An 18,871-nucleotide genomic window follows, 5' to 3' on the forward strand; every position below is an offset into this window, starting at 1 on the left:
CCTAGCGCCGGTTGGCGAGAGGAACCACGTTGTGCAACGTTTCAAGGCCGCTTTCAAGGAAGCGGCGGACCCCGCGCGCGGCCTGGCGGATACGTTGCTCGTTTTCCACCATGGCAATACGGACATATCCTTCGCCATGCTCGCCGAAGGCAACGCCTGGCGAAACCACGACCCCGGATTTCTCGACCATCAGGGTCGCGAACTGCATGCTGCCGACGTCGCGGAACGCCTCGGGCAACGGCGCCCACGCGAACATCGACGCGGAAGGCGGCGGAATTTCCCACCCCGCACGCCCGAATGACTCGACCAACGCATCCCGGCGCTTGCGGTAGGTGTCGCGCATCTCGCGGATGCAATCCTCCGGACCATTGAGCGCCGCGGTCGCGGCAACCTGGATCGGCGTGAAAGCGCCGTAGTCCAGATAGGATTTGACCCGTGCCAGCGCTGCAATGATGCGCTCGTTGCCGACGGCAAACCCCATGCGCCAGCCGGCCATCGAAAAGGTCTTGGACATCGAGGTGAATTCCACGGTCACGTCGATTGCGCCGGGAACCTGCAATACCGAAGGCGGCGGATTGTTTTCGTCGAAATAAACTTCCGCGTAAGCCAGATCCGACAGAATGAAGATCTCGTGCTTCTTCGCGAAGGCCACGAGGTCTTTGTAGAAATCGAGATCGGCGACATAGGCGGTGGGATTGGAGGGATAACAAACGACCAGCGCGAGCGGCTTTGGAATCGAATGAACGATCGCGCGCTCGACTGCCTCAAAGAACTGCGGCGTCGGCTCGGACGGTACCGAGCGGATCACGCCGCCGGCCATCAGGAATCCGAAGGCATGAATGGGATAGCTGGGGTTGGGACACAGCACGACGTCGCCCGGCGCGGTGATCGCCTGCGCGACGTTGGCGAAGCCCTCTTTGGACCCCAGCGTCGCGACGACCTGGGTCTCGGGATTGAGCTTCACGCCGAAACGCCTGGCGTAATAGGCCGCCTGCGCCTTGCGCAGGCCGGTGATTCCGCGCGAGGCGGAGTAGCGGTCGGTTCGCGGCTTGCCGAGCGTTTCCTTCAGCTTTTCGATGACATGGGGCGGCGTCGGCAGGTCCGGGTTGCCCATGCCAAGATCGATAATATCGGCGCCAGCATTCCGCGCGGCCGCCTTGGCCCGGTTGACCTGTTCGAACACGTAAGGCGGCAGGCGGCGTATGCGGTAAAAATCTTCCATGGCTCCTGGCTCCGGCAACCGGTAAGGGCGGAATCGCCGACATCTTTTGCAACGAAACGAAATTCGGTCTCGTTCAGAATTCGTGTCTAATCAAGTATTTAGCGCGAATTCCGGCACAAAATTGACGTCTTCGCCCCGATTTGCGGTTGAAGTGGGTTCTTTTACCACGGACACCCAATTGCGCCAGTATGCCATCTGGTTACTTCGAGCTTTGGGCCTGGGAGCTTTGGGTCTGGTCCTTGGCGGCGGCCACGGACGCCTGACGGTCGCGCGCGGCGAGCAGTTCCTTCTTGATCTTGGCCTGCTGGTCCGGTGCGATCGCAGCCTCGTCACGGTCAGGTGGCAAATCTTCGACGGGAAGATAGGCGCCGGCTTCCTTCGGCCGCCCAGGCGCGTCGGCTGGCGTCCCAATAATCGGCAAATCTGCGATCGACGAGGCGCAGCCGCCAAGCGCAAGCGCCGACATCAGCAACGCTCCCCAGGCCAGTGCTCTCATGTTTCGATCGACCAGCATGCGTCCCGAAGTCTCACTCTATCCACATGAACTTTGCCACATGAACTTTGCAGCCACCTGATGCTTATTTCATCGGCTGCGTGCCCAACGCTTAAACCATTTGTCGTCGGAGACGATTAGAGCTTGGGCAATAGAGCGAGCCGGTAGGGCCTCAATATGACAGAACCAAGATACTTTGTCGCAGTGCAGCACATCCGGTGCAAAAGGTTAACTTCCTGCCTGCCGTCGCCGATTGTGCGCGGTGACGAACTCCGAATGAACCTGTAGTGTTGTTGAAATGAGCGACGTCACCACTGAAACCAAGACAGCAAAAAAATTCGACCCCGAAGCGTTCGCGATGAACCTTGCCCGGGCCCTGGAGAGCAGCGGCCAGGCGCTGGCAGCCTATCTCAAGCCGCGTGAAAATGGCGAGCCCAAAGACAAGCCGCCGAACGAGCTCGGCGAGATGGTCAAGACCTTCACCGCGGTCGCGGAATACTGGATGTCGGACAGCACACGCGCGACCGAACTTCAGATGAAAATGGGCAAGGCCTATCTCGATCTCTGGGCATCATCGGCGCGCCGTCTCGCCGGCGAACAGGCTGCGCCGGCCATCGAGCCCTCGCCGCGCGACAAACGGTTCAAAGACCCGGAATGGAAGTCGAATCAGTTCTTCGATTTTCTGATGCAGCTCTATCTGCTGACGACACAATGGGCGCAGGATCTGGTGCACAACGCCGAAGGCCTCGATGCGCACACCCGCAAGAAGGCCGAGTTCTACGTCCAGCAAATCACCAACGCGATCGCACCGTCGAATTTCGTACTGACCAACCCGGAAGTATTGCGCGAGACACTGGCGTCCAACGGCGACAATCTGGTTCGCGGCATGAAGATGCTCGCGGAAGACATCGAGGCCGGGCACGGCACGTTGCGCATCCGGCAGTCCGATCCGACCAATCTGGCGGTTGGCACCAACATGGCGATGACGCCGGGCAAGGTGATCTTCCAGAACGATCTGATGCAGCTGATCCAGTACACGCCAACGACAGAAAACGTGCTGCGCACGCCGCTTCTGATCGTGCCGCCCTGGATCAACAAATTCTACATCCTCGATCTCAAGCCGGAAAAATCCTTCATCAAATGGTGCGTTGATCAGGGCATCACGGTGTTCGTGATTTCCTGGGTCAACCCGGACAAGCGGCTGGGTGCCAAAACCTTCGACGACTACATGAAGGAAGGTCCGCTGGCGGCGATGGACGCCATCGAACAGGCGACCGGCGAAATGAAGGTCCACACCATGGGCTACTGCGTCGGCGGCACCCTGCTCGCCGCGACGCTGGCCTGGCTTGCGGAAAAACGCCGCGTGCGGGTGACGTCAGCGACGTTCCTGGCGGCGCAAGTCGATTTCAGTCATGCCGGCGACCTCCTGGTGTTCGTCGATGAAGACCAGATTTCGGCGCTCGAGCGCGACATGCAGTCGGCCGGCGTGCTCGAAGGCAGCAAGATGGCGATGGCCTTCAACATGCTGCGCTCCAATGATCTGATCTGGTCCTATGTCGTCAGCAATTACCTGAAGGGACAGCCGCCCTCCTCGTTCGACCTGTTGCACTGGAATTCGGATGCGACGCGGATGCCGGCGGCGAACCATTCGTATTATCTACGCAACTGCTATCTGGAAAACCGCCTCTCCACCGGCAGCATGGTGCTCGACAACACCTTGCTCGATCTGTCGAAGGTGAAAGTGCCGATCTACAATCTGGCGACGCGCGAGGACCATATCGCGCCGGCAGAGTCGGTGCTGTACGGCTCGCAATTCTTCGGCGGTCCGGTGAAATACGTGCTGTCCGGATCAGGCCATATCGCCGGCGTGGTCAATCCGCCGGCGGCTGGCAAGTACCAGTTCTGGACCAACGACAATATCAGGGATGTTTCGCTCGCCGACTGGATCAAGGGCGCGCAGGAGCACAAGGGCTCGTGGTGGCCCGACTGGCGTGAGTGGCTTGGGAGCATCGATGCCGAGGAAGTGCCCGCGCGCGCGGTCGGAACGGAAGCCCTGCCCGCGATCGAAGATGCGCCCGGCAGCTACGTGCGGGTCCGCGCGTAGCGCGACGATCCGTGTTCGAATATAACGGGCCATCCCGCCGGACGGGATTCGAATTGGAATGAGGGGGGAGTGTCTATGACGCGCGAACTGTTCTGGCTGACGCTGACGGTCATTTTGACGGGCCTGCTATGGATTCCCTACATACTCAATCGCTGTCAGGTGCGTGGGCTCGGCGGCGCAATGGCAAACCCCTCGCGCAACGCCAAGCCGCATGCGGAATGGGCCACCCGCTTGATGTTCGCGCATGACAACGCGGTCGAGAACCTCGTTATCTTCGCGCCGCTGGTGCTGATCCTCAACGCGATCGACTATTCCAGCAAATGGACTGTTCTTGCCTGCGCGGTCTATTTCTGGGCCCGAGTCGCGCATCTGATCGTCTATACGCTTGGCCTGCCGGTCTTCCGCACGCTGGCCTTCACGGTCGGATTCCTTGCGCAAGCCGTGCTGGCGCTGGCGATTTTCGGTCTGCTGTGATCATCGATCAGGACGCTGTTCAACGTCTGACATTGCGCGTCATCAAGTGAGTATCAGGCTGCGATTTTTCGAACGACGAGATGCAGCATCGCCGCGGGTGTTCCGTCGAAGCTCTTGATCTCGCTGGTGTCGGAAGTGATTGCGCTCCAGGTCCCGGCGGCTGCATAAGTCGACCGAAGCCATTCCGGCGAGGGGTAGTTGTAGTAGCGGCCAAGCTTGTCGCGGCCGTCGCCCCCGCCGATCTTGAAGCTCGCGTACAATACACCCGCCGGCTTCAACGCGCGGTGGATCCGGCTGAGGATACCGGCCAGTTCGTCTCGCGGCGCGTGCAGCAGGCAGGCGCTGGCCCAGACGCCGTCATAGGCTTCGTGCACGTTCAGTTCGTGGAACAGCATCGCTTCGACGGGATGGCCGAGACGGCGCGAGGCGATCTCGGCCATTTCAGGTGAGCCGTCGGTCGCGTGGACCTGAAAGCCCGCCTCCAGCATCACAGCCGAATGATTGCCGGCACCACAGCCGAGTTCGAGGATCGAACCGCCCGACGGCAACAAAGCCAAAAAACCTCTCAACCGCGTCGATGGCGCCTTCGCCCAGTCTGCATAGGACTGGGCGTTGCTCCGGTAGAAGCGCAGGGTTTCCTCGTCCATGACGCTAGATCCCGGCAAGGCTCAACATCAGCCGCATGTTTTGCACCGCCGCGCCCGAAGCGCCTTTGCCGAGATTGTCCAGGCGCGCGACGAGAACCGCCTGACGGTGTTTGTCGCTGGCAAAGACGTACAGCTCGAGCCTATTGGTCTCGTTGAGCGCCTCTGGCTCGAGCTTACCGCTCTTGGTTGCCGCGTTGTCGAAGGGCATCACCGAGACGTAAGAGCTGGCGGCGTAGCGCTTCGCCAACACGGCGTGAAGATCGGCCCCGCTGGGCTTGCCCGGCAGCGTATCGAGTTGCAGAGGCACGGAGACCAGCATGCCCTGCCGGAAGTTCCCAACGGAGGGCACGAAGATGGGGCGGCGCGTAAGCCTTGAGTAAAGCTGCATCTCCGGCAAATGCTTGTGCTCGAAACCAAGGCCATACAGTTCGAAGGCTGGCGCGGAGCCGTCTTCGTAGCTTGCGATCATCGACTTGCCACCGCCCGAATAGCCGCTGACCGCGTTGACGGTGACGGGATAGTCCGCAGGCAAAACAGCAGCATCGACAAGCGGCCGGAGCAGCGCGATTGCGCCGGTGGGATAGCAGCCCGGATTGGAGACTTTCCGCGCCGCCCTGATCTTGTCTGCCTGGTCCGGCGCAAGTTCCGGAAACCCATAGGTCCAGTCGCTGGCGACGCGAAACGCCGTCGACGCGTCAAGGACCTTGGGAGCGGCAGCGCCCATGCTGTCGATCAGCGCAACGGTCTCCTTGGCAGCATCGTCCGGCAGGCAGAGGATGACGAGATCCACCTCGCCCATCAGCGCGCGCTTGGCGCCTGCGTCCTTGCGCTTCTCCTCGGCGATGCTTTTCACCACGACGTCGTTCTGCTGGCCAAGCCGCTCTTGAATGCCCAAGCCCGTCGTTCCAGACGCGCCATCGACAAAGACGGACGGTTTCGTGGTGTCGCCGATCGACCGCGGCGGATGGGTGTCAGCAAGGGTCATGGCACGTTCCTTTCGAGCCGGCTCGTTTCGTTTGTAAAGGCCTCTTCGTTTACAAAGGCGTTGGGCCGCGCATCTCTCATCAACTGAGCTACCTGTTGCGCGCCCGCGTCGGCTTGCAAGGCAAGCGAGCCCGCAACTGCCGCATAGTCGGTCTCGGATTTATGCTGGTTCAGCTTGAAGCTACCTTCAACCTCTTCAACAGTCATCACCAGCCCCACGATCGCCTTCTTCATCGCATCCAAGCGCCCCGCCGTCATCTTGGCCGAGGTCCAGGGCGGCTTTGGCAAAAGCCAGTTCTCGAACTTGGCGCTGAGCGTGTCGATCTGCAACGCCAGTTCATCGTCTGAGAGTTTTCGCACCGTCCCGGTCAGATGCACGGCCTGATAGAGCCAGGTCGGCACCTGATCCGGCGAGACGTACCAATCAGGCGAGACATAGGCATCCGCCCCGCTGATGGCGAGCAGCCAGGACGAGGTCGCATCCGCCAGATTTACCAGCGGATTGTGACGGGCGAGATGAAACGCCGCCAATGGCGTACCGTCGTTGGCGAACGTGAGATAAAACGGCAGCAGGGATGCGATCGGCTTGTTGCCATCCCACGCGCAGACCGTACCGAATCCGCGCGCTTCTGCGAACGCGAGGCTGGCGGCGCGGTCGGGCTTGAACGGTGGTGGCGTATACATTTCAAACTCCTGCTTGACGTAGGAGCCGCCAGATCAAACCGCGTATTTTGCAAGGGAAGAGCCGCGGAGTGGATCCGGCGGCAGAGGCGATGATCTTAAACGCAGACGACCGCCCATACCGCGATAATGCGGCGGCGGCGGGCAATGAGGATGGTCGCGGCGTTGATCATTGGCGCGGCTATAAGGCCGCACCCGGTTTGCGTCAAGATGAAACCGTTCCGGTGGCACTTCTGTGGCTGAAATTCCCACGGTCCGCAGCCGCAAATCGCCCCCTCAGCGGAGGCGCGGTTGACAATGCCGCAAATATCGGGATATCCCTGCAATTGAAACAGGGATATCCCACTATTGGGAGCGGCGATGAATTCACCTCTTGTCGAACGAAACCAGTGCAATTGCGCCGCGCTGCGCAAGGCGACGCGCCGGCTGTCGCAACTTTACGATTCCGCGCTTGCCCCCTCCGGCCTGAAATCGACCCAGTTTGCGATGCTCGAGGAAATAAACCGCCGCGCCAGCGAACCGCCGACGATGCGCGACCTTGCCGACGCGCTGGTGATGGACCAATCCACCATCGGTCAGAACCTGCGGCCGCTTGAACGCGAAGGCATGGTTTCACTGGAGCAGAATGCGATCGATCGCCGGCGCCGGCACGTAAAGCTCACGAAAAAGGGCCGGTCGCGCATCGCGGCCGCTCGCCCTCTTTGGCATGACGCCCAGGCGCGCTTTGAAGACCGGTTCGGAAAACAGCAGGCAGCGGAGCTGCGCGCCGTGCTTTTGAGTATCGCGCGCGAACCGGCCTTTATTGGCGAAGTCGCCGAGGCGTTATCACCCGGCCCATGACGTGTCCGCGATATCCAGCATGACATCGATCGCTGCCGCGCAGGCGGTCAACCATGCGCTCACTCCCGGACTTCTTTGACACTTCGATCCCGGCAGGTTCGCACGCCAGCCAGAACAGCCACACGGAGTGGTATGAGGAAATGCGACGATGGATCAGATTAACCCCAAGCGCATAGTCGGCATGGTCACCGACGCCGGCAACGATGTCATGCCGGCGCCCGCTCCGCTTGACGGCGTCAGCCGCGCAAAGGTTTCGCCAAACCAGGTGCTAGCCATCGTTTGCGTGGGCATCTGCCTTGCCAATCTGGACTTGTTCATCGTCAATGTCGGCCTGCCGAACATCGCCCGCGACTTCAAGGGTGCTTCGCTCGAAGACATGTCGTGGGTCTTGAACGGCTATGCGATTGCCTACGCCGCGCTGCTGGTATTCTTTGGGCGCCTCGCCGAACGTTACCGTCGCAACGCGAGCTTTCTGCTGGGCGTCGGCCTGTTCACCGCGGCTTCCGCCGCCTGTTCCGCCGCCAACAGCGTCGAGACGCTGGTTGCATTTCGCGTCGTACAAGCGGCAGGCGCGGCGCTGATGACGCCGACTTCGCTCGGCCTGCTTCTCGCGGTGTTTCCGCCGGATCGCCGCAGCAGCGCAGTTCGTACCTGGACTGCGATCGGCGGCCTGGCCGCGGCGCTGGGACCGGTCGTTGGCGGCGTGCTGGTGACGTTCAATTGGCGCTGGATCTTCATCGTCAACGTACCGATCGGGCTGATCGCGATGCTGATCGGCTGGTGGAAGCTTCCGGAAGTTCCCGGTCACGATGCCCCACGGCCAAATCCATGGGCTGCGGCACTGGTGACCGGCGGCATTGGCGCGCTGACATTCGCGATCGTGAAAGTGAACGACTGGGGATGGGGTTCGCCGCGTATCGAGTTCAGCTTTGCAGCCGCATTCGTGCTGCTCGCTTCGTTCATATTGCACTGCGTGCGCTCAGACAATCCGTTTGTCGATCCCGCACTGTTTCGTAACCGGCACTTTACCGGCGCAGCCCTGGTGATGGCGCCCTATTCGGCCGCGTTTGGCGCCATGCTGCTTTCCATCGCTTTGTGGGAACAAACAGCGTGGGGATGGTCAGCACTGAAGACGGGGCTTGCGATCGCCCCGGGCCCGCTTCTGGTCCCGATCACCTCCCTGTTGTTCGCGGGCAGGCTCATCAAGCGCTTTGGCGCGGCCACAGTCGTCACCGCGGGCATCCTGTTTTTCGCGGCGGGGTTGATCGCCTGGGCCACTGTGATCGGGTCTGAGCCGAATTTCGCATTGGTCGCCGTTGGCATGGTACCGACGGGCATCGGCGTCGGGCTAGCCTTTCCGACCCTGATGGGCGTCAGCACCGCAGCGCTGCCCTCATCCTCGTTCGCGACCGGTTCGGGCGTGATCAACATGATCCGTCAGGCCGCACTGGCTGTCGGCGTCGCGGTGTTCGTGGCCATCGTCGGTACGCCGGTGTCGCCGGCCGAGCGGCTCGTTGCGTTTCACCTGGGGTGGTGGGTGATGGCGGCGATCACCGCCGTCGGGCTGATCCCAACATTTGCGCTCATTCGGCCAAGTCGAAACTGAGCGGCGAAACTAGAGCGCGGACGCGCGGGCAATCCCGCGCGTCCTTAATTTCGCGTTCTAAATCGTCGGATTCCACGGCGCCGGGATCACCCGGTAGCCGTTGCCATCCTTCTCGACGTGGCCAAGCCCCGGGAATGGATAGTGGAAGCCCTGCACCTGCAGTTTCTCCACCGCCACCATGTCGTAGATCCGGCGGCGGGTCTTTTCCGCCACGTCACCGTCCTGGTCAAAGAACGCGTGCCACCCCGGATTGGTCGCAAACGGGTTGGGATTGTTGGTCACATCAGACTGGACGAAGACCTTATCCGACCCGGATGACAGCACGTAGGAAGTGTGTCCCGGCGTATGGCCGATGGTTTCAACCGCGAGCAGTCCGGGCGCGACTTCCTTGCCCCACTCGTATGGCGTGACTTTCTTCTTGAGGCCTGCCTCGAAGATGTTGCGGTTGTTCTTGAACAGACCCTGCATGCGACCGGCCGGCGCGCGGCTCATTTCGCCGTCGTCCATCCAGAATTTCCATTCGGTCGCGGGCACCAGCACTTCGGCGTTCGGAAATGCCGGCGTGCCGTCGGCCGTCAGCAGCCCGTTCACATGATCGGTATGGAAGTGCGAGATCACCACCATATCGACCGCCTTCGGATCGAAGCCGGCCGCGACCATATTTTCCGCGAACAGCCCGTTCGCGCCCTTGCTGTTGGCCTTTGCCAGCGCACCATTGCCGGTGTCGATGACGACGAGCTTGCCGCCGGTATTGAGCACCAGTGGCGCAAAGTAGATCGTGAACATGTCGGACGGCAAAAACGCCTTCTCAAGCGCTGCGCTGACCTCTTCCTTCTTCGCATTGGTGATGAAGGAATCCTCCAGCTTGAACACGTTCTTGCCGTCGGACACCACCGTGACCTGGATATCGCCGACCTTGTAGCGATAGAAACTTGGCGCCTGCTTGTCTGCCAGCGGCGTGGCGGCGTTGGCGGAAATGGCTGAGAACAGCGGCGCAGCGGCGATCCCGGCCGCTCCCGCCAAGGCGTGACGTCGTGTCAGTTCCATCTGATGTCCTCCCGGTGAAATGATGATTTCGAACTTTCCGTTGGCCGGCTTTTTGTTGCGGGCCGTTTTACAGACATTTCGTCCGCAACGCGACTGCGCCGGTGATGCGACGGCCAGTCATCCGATTTGAACCCCTGCCGATTTGTCTTATTCCAGGCCTGCGTCAGACCCTGCGCCACAGCCATTCGGCGATCTGCGCGATCACGTCACCGGACAACAACAGCGCTGCCGACCAGACCAGCGCGGAGACGAAATTGGCAATTTGAAATGGCCAGTACGGCATCTCGAATATCCCGGCGGCGAGCGGCACGGAGGCGCGCAAAGGTCCAAAAAACCGCCCGATGAAGATACTTGGGATGCCCCATTTTTTTACAAAGGCTTCGCCGCGCGGAAGGATTTCCGGATAGCGCGATAGCGGCCACATCTGCGCGACGTGTTCCTTGTATTTGAAGCCGAACCAGTAGGAGACCCAATCGCCGAGCGCGGCGCCGATCCCGCCCGCGATCCAGACCGGCCAGAAGCTGATGCCGCTGGCGCCGATCAGCGCGCCGATCGCGACCAGCGCTCCCCAGGCCGGGATCAACAGCGAGATGAAGGCGAGCGATTCACCGAACGCCAGCAAGAGAACGATCGGGGCGGCCCAGGCCGAATGATCACGCACGAAGTCAGCGAGCGCGCGCGCAAAATCTTCCATTCTCGAAGCCTTCCCGCCCCGGTTTCCGCTTTGAACCTTTTTGCGGGTTCGATGCCAAAGAACAGGTAAGCCAGCACCTTGAGTGACTTCAAGTCACAATGGTTGATACAAGGCGTGAATTCAGCCTCATAGCCGGCTTTCAATCCTCCATCCAGCCCCAGGGAAATTCAAATGATCGGATCATTGATGATGTGCGTCAGCGTGGTGATTCTGCTGCTCGGGATGCTCGCCGGCATCGTGATGGGCGTCCAGCAGGATTTTACGCTTGAGCCCGCGCACGCCCATCTCAACCTGGTCGGTGGCGTGTTGCTGTTTCTTTTTGGGCTGTATTACCGGCTGATTCCTGGCGCCGGGAGCAGCGCCTTGGCGAAAGTTCAGGGCTGGCTGCACATAATCGGCGGCATATTGTTTCCGATCGGCGTTGCCATTGTGATCTTGAAGGGCACGTCCTTCATCGCACTTCCGATCGTGGGATCGCTGATCGTGGTCGCGGCGACGGCGTTATTTGCGGTGATCGTGTTCCGGACCTCGCTGGTCCGAACCATCGGGCGCTCCTAGCTCTGCGGAGGTCCTTGCAACCCTAGAGTGAAAGCAAGGGACATCCTCACCACGATCGCGTATCGCTGGTTGCAGACTGCCTCCAGTTAGCCCTGGAGATTGTTTGTGATCCGCCCCATCGGGGCGTAGACGCTGCTGGCGGCCGACGCCCTGCGCCCCCGGTCACTTTTTAAGCCTATCCATGGCATAGTCAGGGAAACGATTCGTCGCGCATCGCTCTGCGCGCACCATATAAAGAACCATGCCCAAACCATTGAAATCAGCTGCTAAAACGAAATCCGCAAACGACCTGTTCGGCGCCGATGAGCCGAAGGGCCGGACCTCACCAAAGGCCGCCTCGCGCCCCGCCAGCGCGGAGGCCGGCTACACCGCGGCCGATATCGAGGTGCTCGAGGGGCTCGAGCCGGTGCGCCGGCGTCCCGGCATGTATATCGGCGGTACCGACGAAAAGGCGCTTCACCATCTGTTCGCCGAAGTCATCGACAACTCGATGGACGAAGCGTTGGCGGGCCACGCCTCGTTCATCGAAGTAGAACTGGAGGCCGACGGCTTTCTGACCGTCACCGACAATGGCCGTGGCATCCCGGTCGATCCGCACCCGAAATTTCCGAAGAAATCCGCGCTCGAAGTCATCATGTGCACGCTGCATTCCGGCGGCAAATTCGACTCGAAGGTCTACGAGACCTCCGGCGGTCTGCACGGCGTCGGCGTATCCGTGGTGAACGCCCTCTCGTCTCTTCTCGAGGTCGAAGTCGCCCGCAGCCAGAAATTGTACCGTCTGACGTTCGAGCGCGGCCATCCCAAGGGCAAGCTGGAAGACCTCGGCAAGGTCAACAACCGCCGCGGCACCAAAATCCGTTTCAAGCCCGACAGCGATATCTTCGGCGCCAAGGCCGCGTTTAAACCGCAGCGGCTGTTCAAGATGGCCCGCTCCAAGGCCTATCTGTTCGGCGGCGTCGAGATTCGCTGGCGCTGCGCGCCGGAATTATTGAAGGGCCTTGAGGATGTGCCCGCCGAGGATACCTTTCACTTCGCGGGCGGATTGAAGGATTATCTCGCGGCCGCCGTCCACGCCGACACGCTGGTGCATCCCGATATCTTCTCCGGCAAGTCCGGCCGCAACGGTGCTCATGGCGCCTGCGAATGGGCTGTCGCGTGGACCGCGGATGCCGACGGCTTCCTGTCTTCCTACTGCAACACGGTGCCGACGCCGGACGGCGGCACGCATGAATCGGGCATGCGTAGCGCGCTGCTGCGCGGATTGAAGGATCACGCCGAGCGCGTCGGACAGGGCAAGCGCGCCGCCACCATCACATCGGAAGACGTCATGGTGGGCGCTGCGGTCATGCTCTCGGTATTCGTGCGCGAGCCGGAATTCCAGGGCCAAACCAAGGATCGGCTCGCTACCGCCGAAGCCCAGCGCATCGTCGAACAGTCGATCAAGGATCCGTTCGATCACTGGCTGTCGGGCAATCCGGTGCAGGCCAGCCGACTGCTCGATTTCGTCATCGAACGCGCCGACGAACGCCTGCGCCGCCGTGCCGAGAAGGAAACCTCGCGCAAAACCGCGGTCAAGAAACTGCGTCTGCCGGGCAAGCTCGCCGACTGCACCAACACGGCTACCGAAGGCTCGGAACTGTTCATCGTCGAGGGCGACAGCGCCGGCGGCAGCGCCAAACAGGCGCGCGACCGCAAGACGCAAGCCATCCTGCCATTGCGCGGCAAGATCCTCAACGTCGCCTCCGCCACCAAGGACAAGCTCACCGCCAACGCGCAGCTTTCCGACCTAATGCAGGCGATCGGTTGCGGCACCGGCCCGCACTACCGCGAAGAGGATCTGCGCTACTCGCGCGTCATCATCATGACCGACGCCGACGTGGACGGCGCGCATATCGCGTCGCTGCTGATCACGTTCTTCTACCGGCAGACGCCGCGTCTGATCGATGAAGGCCATCTCTATCTCGCGGTGCCGCCGCTGTACAAACTGACCCACGGCAGCAAGACGGTCTATGCCCGCGACGACGCGCACAAGGATGCGCTGATCAAGAGCGAGTTCAATGCCAATGCCAAGGTCGAGGTCAACCGCTTCAAGGGCCTCGGCGAGATGATGCCAGCACAATTGAAGGAAACCACGATGGACCCGGCCAAGCGCAGCATGCTGCGCGTGGTGCTGCTGGCCGACGACCGCGAGGGCACCGCCGATTCGGTCGAGCGGCTGATGGGTACCAAGGCCGAAGCGCGGTTTGCCTTCATATCCGACAAGGCCGAATTCGCCCGCGACGACTTGCTGGACGTTTAGGCTATCCCGAACGTTTCTTCAGGTATTACAGTGGGTTGCACCCGACATAACAGGACTGGCAAAAGACTCCTCGCAGTTCGTTTTCCCGCCGGTGTGTTCGCAGCGCAACAGCATTCCAGACAGAACCGGCTATAACTTCATTCACGGGTTTCGAGATTCGGTGCGGTTGCGCCACTCCATCACGCGGTCGGGTTCGAACGCATCATTGCTGAGGGACAAAAAATGAAGAAATTACTGCTCGCTGTGACCGCGGTTGCCGCGTTCTCCGGATCGGCCTTTGCGGCTGATCTTCCCGCCCGGACCTACACCAAGGCTCCGGTGATGGCCCCGACCCCGAGCTGGACCGGTTTCTACATTTTCGGTGGTGGCGGTGGCGGCGTGTGGGATGCGGACACCGGCGTTCAGTCGACGACCACGGGCGCTCCGATCCTGGGCTTCAACCAGAAGCAGGGTGGCGACGGTTGGTTCGGCACGGTCGGCGCTGGTTACGACTGGCAGTTCAACAGCAGCTGGGTCGCCGGCATCTTGGCTGACGGTCAGTTCGGCAGCCTGAAGGGGACGATCCAGGATCAGGGCTTCGCTGGTGGTATTGCCGGCACCGAGAAGCTTCGCGATACATGGGCCGTGGGTGCTCGCCTCGGCTATCTGGTCGCACCGAATGTGCTGTCCTATGTCAACGGCGGTTACACCGGCTCCAACTGGTCGGGCACCACCCTGTTCAACACGGCTTCCGCTCTTCCGTCAGGCTTCCATACCGGTAGCTTCAGCACCGAGGGCTGGTTCGTCGGCGGCGGCGTGGAAAACAACCTGAACATCTTCGGTATCGCCGCTCCCGGCTGGTTCATGAAGACCGAATATCGCGCCGCTTACTATGACCACAAGAACCTCTCGGAACTCGTCGACGGCACCAATGCGCTCGTCGGCCGCGATATCACCTTCCACCCGCTGGTTCAGACCATCAGCACCTCGCTGGTCTATCGTTTCAACTGGGGTGGCCCGGTCGTTGCGAAGTACTGATCTGACCTCGTTATAACGAATAAAAAGCCCCGGCTTGGTCCGGGGCTTTTTTGTGCCTTGATGAATGACGCACTCGTCGGCCCGGAATCATCGTCCCGGCACTTGTTCTGCGTGAGCCATCGCGCCACTCTGGCGAGCGTTGCGCCGTGATTGCATCGCCGCGCGCGAACGAGGACAGGGTCATGCGCAATTTGCTTCTGATCGTCGGCTTTCTCGCGCTCGCCATCGGACTGCTCTGGATCGGTCAAGGCACCGGCGTGATCACCTGGCCGCAGTCGAGCTTCATGATCCGCCAGATCCAGTGGGCCGGCTATGGTGTCGCGCTGGCGGCAGTCGGGCTGATCCTGATCTGGCAAAGCAAGCGCTGATCAGCCAACCACGAAGAGATCAATCGACCTCCAACATCCGGATAACGGGCATGAAACAACAATTATTCGATCTCAGCGGCAAAGTGGCTGTCGTCACCGGCGGCAATGGCGGTATCGGTCTTGGCATGGCGCGCGGGCTGGCGGAGGCCGGCGCCGCAATTGCGATCGTCGCACGCAACGAATCGAAGTCGAACGATGCCGTGGCCGATCTCCGGCAGCGCGGAATCAAAGCCATCGCGGTCGTCGCTGATGTCACGGACAAGGCTGCGGTTGCGGCGATGGTCGAGCGCGTCACGCGCGAGCTCGGCCGAATCGACATCCTCATCAACAACGCCGGCATCAATATTCGCAAGCCGCCGCACGCACTTGAAATCGAGGAATGGGACCGTGTCATCCATACCAACCTCACCAGCGCGTTCCTGTGCTCGCAGGCGGTCTACCCGGCGATGAAGGCTGCGGGTGGCGGCAAGATCATCAACATCGGATCGATGACGTCGATCTTCGGTGCCAGCTTCGCGCCGGCTTATGCCGCGAGCAAGGGCGGCATTGTGCAGTTCACCCGCTCCTGCGCCTGCGCCTGGGCTGCCGACAACATCCAGGCCAATGCGGTGCTGCCGGGCTGGATCGATACCGATCTGACCAAGCGCGCCCGGCAGGAGATCGACGGCCTGCACGACAAGGTTCTGGCGCGCACGCCGGCGGCGCGATGGGGCGCCATCGCTGACTTCGCGGGCATCGCGGTGTTCCTCAGCTCGGCGGCGTCGGATTTCGTTACCGGCACCGCGATTCCCGTGGACGGCGGCTTCTCCATTATGGGGTAGCGGGAAAACATGTGGGTTTGGCTAGGCCAGGCGAACCCACCACCTAACCTGACATCCATTATCGATCGTGGGCGCGGCGCGAAGAGCGCCTTGGCCTAGCCCGCCCTGCTATCGCGCGGCCTCCGGCGAATGCACATGCTCGGGACGCACCCCGACGGCGACGAAACGCGCGGTAATTCCCTGCAGCCATGGCACCGCGTTGACGATGCGGGCGAACAGGGGGACCCTGAACGACCGATCGCCCGGCTTGAGCGCGACGCTGATGATGTTGTTTTGAACCAGTACCTGCATGGCCTGCGTCATCCGCACCGGAAACTCGCGGCGCCGCCGCACCGCATCCAGTTCGTTTTCATCGGGGCAGCCTTTTGCCAGTTTCGCCGCCAGCAGGTTTGCGGTCGCGACCGCATCCTGGACCGCGAGATTGACGCCGACGCCGCCGACCGGTGACATCGCATGCGCAGCGTCGCCAATGCAGAGCAGACCCGGGCGCGTCCAGTGCTTCAACCGGTTGATCGCCACGGTCAGCAGTTTCACATCGTCCCACGTCTTCACGTCAGCCATTCCCGACCGCAGGACCGGCGCCAGGGCGGCGATATCGTCGCGGAATGCATCGAGCCCACGCGCTTTCACCCCATCGTATTGTCCCTTGGCGATGACGTAGGCGCATTGCCAGTAATCGCCGCGGTCGAACGTCACCATCATCTTGCCCGGCAAGAGCCGGGCAAACAGGTTTTCGGTTTCATTGGCGCGGCGTCCGGCGCGAAACCAGAGCACGTCCATCGGCGCACCGATCTCCTCGACTTCAAGATTGGCGCACTGCCGCACGATCGAATGCCGGCCGTCGCATCCGATGGTCAAATCGGCACGGATTTCAACCGGCCCTTCCGGCGTATCGGCCTTCACACCGGCCACCTTGGCGCCCGAGTGGATCAGATCGGTCGCATCGGTATTCATCATGATCTTGAGTTGCGGAAACCGCTTGCCGCTCTCGCGCAGGAAGTTGAGAAAATCCCATTGCGGCATGAACGCAATGAAGGGGTAATTCAGCTTCAGTCGGCTGAGGTCGGCGATACGGATCGAAGTGCCGCCGAACTGGCCGTCCATTTTTTGCAGTTGCTGATGCGGGAGTTTCAGGAATCCGTCGATCAGGCCCAGCTCGTGCATCACCTGCAACGTCGAGGGGTGCACGGTGTCACCGCGAAAATCCCGGAAGAAATCGGCGTGCTTCTCCAGCACGACCGTATCGATGCCGGCGCGTCCGAGCAGGTAACCCAGCATCATGCCGGCCGGACCGCCGCCGACGATGCAACAGCGGGTGCTTATCGTACGCCCCGCTGGGCGTTCTGATGGCGTGCCGGCATCCATGATCTGACTTTCGTTGAAAGGAACTCACAGTCCGATTCAGGAAAACTAAAATCGGATTGCAGGCTTCATCCCTTGGTTTGGGCACCCTAGCGGCGAAAACTCTTGATTTCGGATACGCTGCCGTCGCGATAGGTCAACTCCACCGAGACCGATTTGGTTGCCGGCGGCAGCTTGAGAAAAGGCACCGCGTCGCTTGGAATGACGCTGGGATCTTTGGGATCGCAGGGCGGCATTTTCAGAACCTTGTCGGGCACCGTCGTATCGATGCCGACACGCGCCTCGCGGATCGCGCAGCGGTACGACATCAGCTGCGTGTAATACACCAGCAACCCGTTGAACTCGCGAAACGACAGCCAGCTTGTCGCGGTCATGTCGAGGATCTTTCGCTGGTCATGTATCAGTGCCGCCTCCGGGTCGAACCTGATGGGAAACGGCCCGTGCAGCTCGCCTGCCGCATCGACGTAACGGACTTCAATGGTGGCCGCCGGCGCATCGGCAGCAAGCTCGATCGACGGATTGGGCATCCGCTTGCGCGTCCGGGGATCGAGCGTGTCCAGGAATCCGGTCTCGCGGAATTCGCCGGCATCGCCCATTCGCCAGGAAATCCCCAGCGCCGGGTCGACAATCGAGAACACCACGGTCCAGCCGCCATTGTGGCGGGAGAACATCGCGATCGGCGCATTGACGGAGTCGCTTGGCGGGGTGCGCGGCACCGATACCGGCGGCAATGCCGCGACCTTCTGTGGCGGCTCGACCGGTTTTGAGGTTTCCTTGGCCGCCTCTGGCGGTCCCTTGTCCACGCCATTGAGGAAGACGTCGTCGACCATCTGGTCGAAATAAACCGGGATCTGTTTGTGGCTGACGGTCTCTGCCATCTCGCTGACGATCCGGCGCGTGTGCTGGGCGACCTGGACCAGATTCTCGCCGGGCTTTAGCAGTTCCTTGGCAAAGGTGCGGGTGAATACCGAATTGGGGTTGTCGTCGCTGTTCGACAACCGATCGAGCGCGGTCTGCCGTGGACCTGCGGAAAATACCGAGAACACCCCCTCCGGCAATTGCGTCATCGGCGCGAGCCCACCGCCACCCGCCAAAGCGCGGGTGCCGGAGCGCTCGAACGGATTGTTGCGACAGGCGTCGAACACGAGAATAGCCGTGCGCACGTTCTTGTTCTGCAGGCGTTCGATAATACGGTCGGCGAGCACGGAAGCGTCGCGGACCAGTTCCTCCTGGCCTTCGCCCGCAGCGGGCACGTCGATCGGCAGCAGAAAGTTCTGGCCGGCGATTTCGAACCCGTGTCCGGCATAGAAGAAGAATGCGGTATCGCCGGGATCGACCGCCTTGTCGAACGCCAGCAGGCTCTCGCTGAACGCCTGGCGGGTCTGGTTCTCCGCCACCATCACCGTAAAGCCCAATTGCTTGAGCGTATCGCCCATGGTGCGGGCGTCGTTGACCGCCTTCTGCAACTTGGGAACGTTCTTGTAGTCATTGTTGCCGATCACAAGCGCGACGCGCTTTTCGGCATGCGCGGGCGCGGCGAGTGCCAGCAACGACGCCGCGAGGCTCCAGACCAACGCGGCTCTGAACCGTAACCAATTCGTCATCCGCATCCGCCCTGCCCGATTTATCCCCGGCTTGCGCCACCCGCTAATGT

18 protein-coding genes are annotated in these 18,871 nt (G+C 61.4%); 9 read left to right on the top strand and 9 right to left on the bottom strand.

The features are described from left to right. Position 1: 1 nt before the first annotated feature. Both BLV09_RS07600 and BLV09_RS07605 read right to left on the bottom strand, forming a co-directional pair. A complete protein-coding gene (locus BLV09_RS07600) occupies positions 2–1,222 on the bottom strand; it encodes an LL-diaminopimelate aminotransferase (RefSeq protein WP_100381633.1) in 1,221 nt (406 codons plus the stop codon). A 199-nt stretch (positions 1,223–1,421) separates the two neighbouring features. Next, positions 1,422–1,736: a hypothetical protein gene (locus BLV09_RS07605; protein WP_146686837.1), complete on the bottom strand. Its 315-nt coding sequence runs from the start codon at positions 1,734–1,736 to the stop codon at positions 1,422–1,424. A 277-nt stretch (positions 1,737–2,013) separates the two neighbouring features. Here BLV09_RS07605 and BLV09_RS07610 point away from each other — a divergent pair, with 277 nt between their 5' ends. Further along, positions 2,014–3,819, top strand: a complete 1,806-nt coding sequence (locus tag BLV09_RS07610; RefSeq protein ID WP_146686838.1) for a PHA/PHB synthase family protein — start codon at positions 2,014–2,016, stop codon at positions 3,817–3,819. 75 nt (positions 3,820–3,894) lie between these two features. After that, complete coding sequence (locus tag BLV09_RS07615) at positions 3,895–4,293, top strand: MAPEG family protein (protein ID WP_100381630.1); 399 nt, start codon at positions 3,895–3,897, stop codon at positions 4,291–4,293. Positions 4,294–4,346: 53 nt separating this feature from the next. Here BLV09_RS07615 and BLV09_RS07620 read toward each other — a convergent pair whose 3' ends face one another. From BLV09_RS07620 to BLV09_RS07630, 3 genes are read right to left on the bottom strand one after another with little or no spacing between them, the layout of a single operon-like run. After that, positions 4,347–4,940, bottom strand: a complete 594-nt coding sequence (locus BLV09_RS07620; RefSeq protein ID WP_146686839.1) for a class I SAM-dependent methyltransferase — start codon at positions 4,938–4,940, stop codon at positions 4,347–4,349. 4 nt (positions 4,941–4,944) lie between these two features. Continuing rightward, positions 4,945–5,925: an N-acetyl-gamma-glutamyl-phosphate reductase gene (argC, locus tag BLV09_RS07625; RefSeq protein WP_146686840.1), complete on the bottom strand. Its 981-nt coding sequence runs from the start codon at positions 5,923–5,925 to the stop codon at positions 4,945–4,947. Beyond that, the gene (locus tag BLV09_RS07630; RefSeq protein WP_146686841.1) at positions 5,922–6,608 is read right to left on the bottom strand and encodes an FMN-binding negative transcriptional regulator; all 687 of its coding nucleotides are present in this window, start codon (positions 6,606–6,608) and stop codon (positions 5,922–5,924) included. The genes argC and BLV09_RS07630 overlap by 4 nt, the downstream gene beginning before the upstream one ends. A 357-nt stretch (positions 6,609–6,965) precedes the next feature. On the opposite strand from BLV09_RS07630, the gene BLV09_RS07635 reads away from it, so the two are divergent. Further along, positions 6,966–7,445 carry a MarR family winged helix-turn-helix transcriptional regulator gene (locus tag BLV09_RS07635; protein WP_146686842.1) on the top strand — a complete coding sequence of 160 codons (480 nt, stop codon included), beginning with the start codon at positions 6,966–6,968 and terminating at the stop codon, positions 7,443–7,445. Between the two features lie 148 nt (positions 7,446–7,593). After that, positions 7,594–9,051, top strand: a complete 1,458-nt coding sequence (locus BLV09_RS07640) for an MFS transporter (RefSeq protein ID WP_197685028.1) — start codon at positions 7,594–7,596, stop codon at positions 9,049–9,051. A 57-nt stretch (positions 9,052–9,108) separates the two neighbouring features. Here BLV09_RS07640 and BLV09_RS07645 read toward each other — a convergent pair whose 3' ends face one another. Beyond that, positions 9,109–10,098, bottom strand: coding sequence for an MBL fold metallo-hydrolase (locus BLV09_RS07645; protein ID WP_146686843.1), 990 nt, complete (start codon positions 10,096–10,098; stop codon positions 9,109–9,111). A 163-nt stretch (positions 10,099–10,261) separates the two neighbouring features. Then, positions 10,262–10,792, bottom strand: a complete 531-nt coding sequence (locus BLV09_RS07650) for a DedA family protein (RefSeq protein WP_100381622.1) — start codon at positions 10,790–10,792, stop codon at positions 10,262–10,264. 171 nt (positions 10,793–10,963) lie between these two features. Between BLV09_RS07650 and BLV09_RS07655 the strand changes: the two genes are divergently transcribed. The 5 genes from BLV09_RS07655 to BLV09_RS07675 all read left to right on the top strand — a co-directional run bounded on the left by BLV09_RS07655 (position 10,964) and on the right by BLV09_RS07675 (position 15,855). Further along, positions 10,964–11,350 carry a hypothetical protein gene (locus BLV09_RS07655; protein ID WP_100381621.1) on the top strand — a complete coding sequence of 129 codons (387 nt, stop codon included), beginning with the start codon at positions 10,964–10,966 and terminating at the stop codon, positions 11,348–11,350. Between the two features lie 241 nt (positions 11,351–11,591). Then, positions 11,592–13,649: a DNA topoisomerase IV subunit B gene (gene parE, locus BLV09_RS07660; RefSeq protein WP_146686844.1), complete on the top strand. Its 2,058-nt coding sequence runs from the start codon at positions 11,592–11,594 to the stop codon at positions 13,647–13,649. Between the two features lie 222 nt (positions 13,650–13,871). Further along, positions 13,872–14,666, top strand: coding sequence for an outer membrane protein (locus BLV09_RS07665; protein ID WP_100381619.1), 795 nt, complete (start codon positions 13,872–13,874; stop codon positions 14,664–14,666). Between the two features lie 182 nt (positions 14,667–14,848). Then, a complete protein-coding gene (locus BLV09_RS07670; RefSeq protein ID WP_146686845.1) occupies positions 14,849–15,034 on the top strand; it encodes a hypothetical protein in 186 nt (61 codons plus the stop codon). 50 nt (positions 15,035–15,084) lie between these two features. Further along, complete coding sequence (locus BLV09_RS07675) at positions 15,085–15,855, top strand: SDR family NAD(P)-dependent oxidoreductase (RefSeq protein ID WP_146686846.1); 771 nt, start codon at positions 15,085–15,087, stop codon at positions 15,853–15,855. A 108-nt stretch (positions 15,856–15,963) separates the two neighbouring features. Here the strand turns inward: BLV09_RS07675 and BLV09_RS07680 are convergent, their stop codons facing one another. After that, positions 15,964–17,220, bottom strand: coding sequence for an FAD-dependent oxidoreductase (locus BLV09_RS07680; protein WP_146686847.1), 1,257 nt, complete (start codon positions 17,218–17,220; stop codon positions 15,964–15,966). Positions 17,221–17,306: 86 nt separating this feature from the next. Then, entirely contained in the window at positions 17,307–18,821 is a 1,515-nt protein-coding gene (locus BLV09_RS07685) for a caspase family protein (RefSeq protein WP_167558649.1), read from the bottom strand. Between the last annotated feature and the right edge of the window lie 50 nt (positions 18,822–18,871).

Origin of the sequence: Bradyrhizobium canariense, from assembly GCF_900105125.1 — a bacterium.
Taxonomy (GTDB): Bacteria; Pseudomonadota; Alphaproteobacteria; order Rhizobiales; family Xanthobacteraceae; genus Bradyrhizobium; species Bradyrhizobium canariense_A.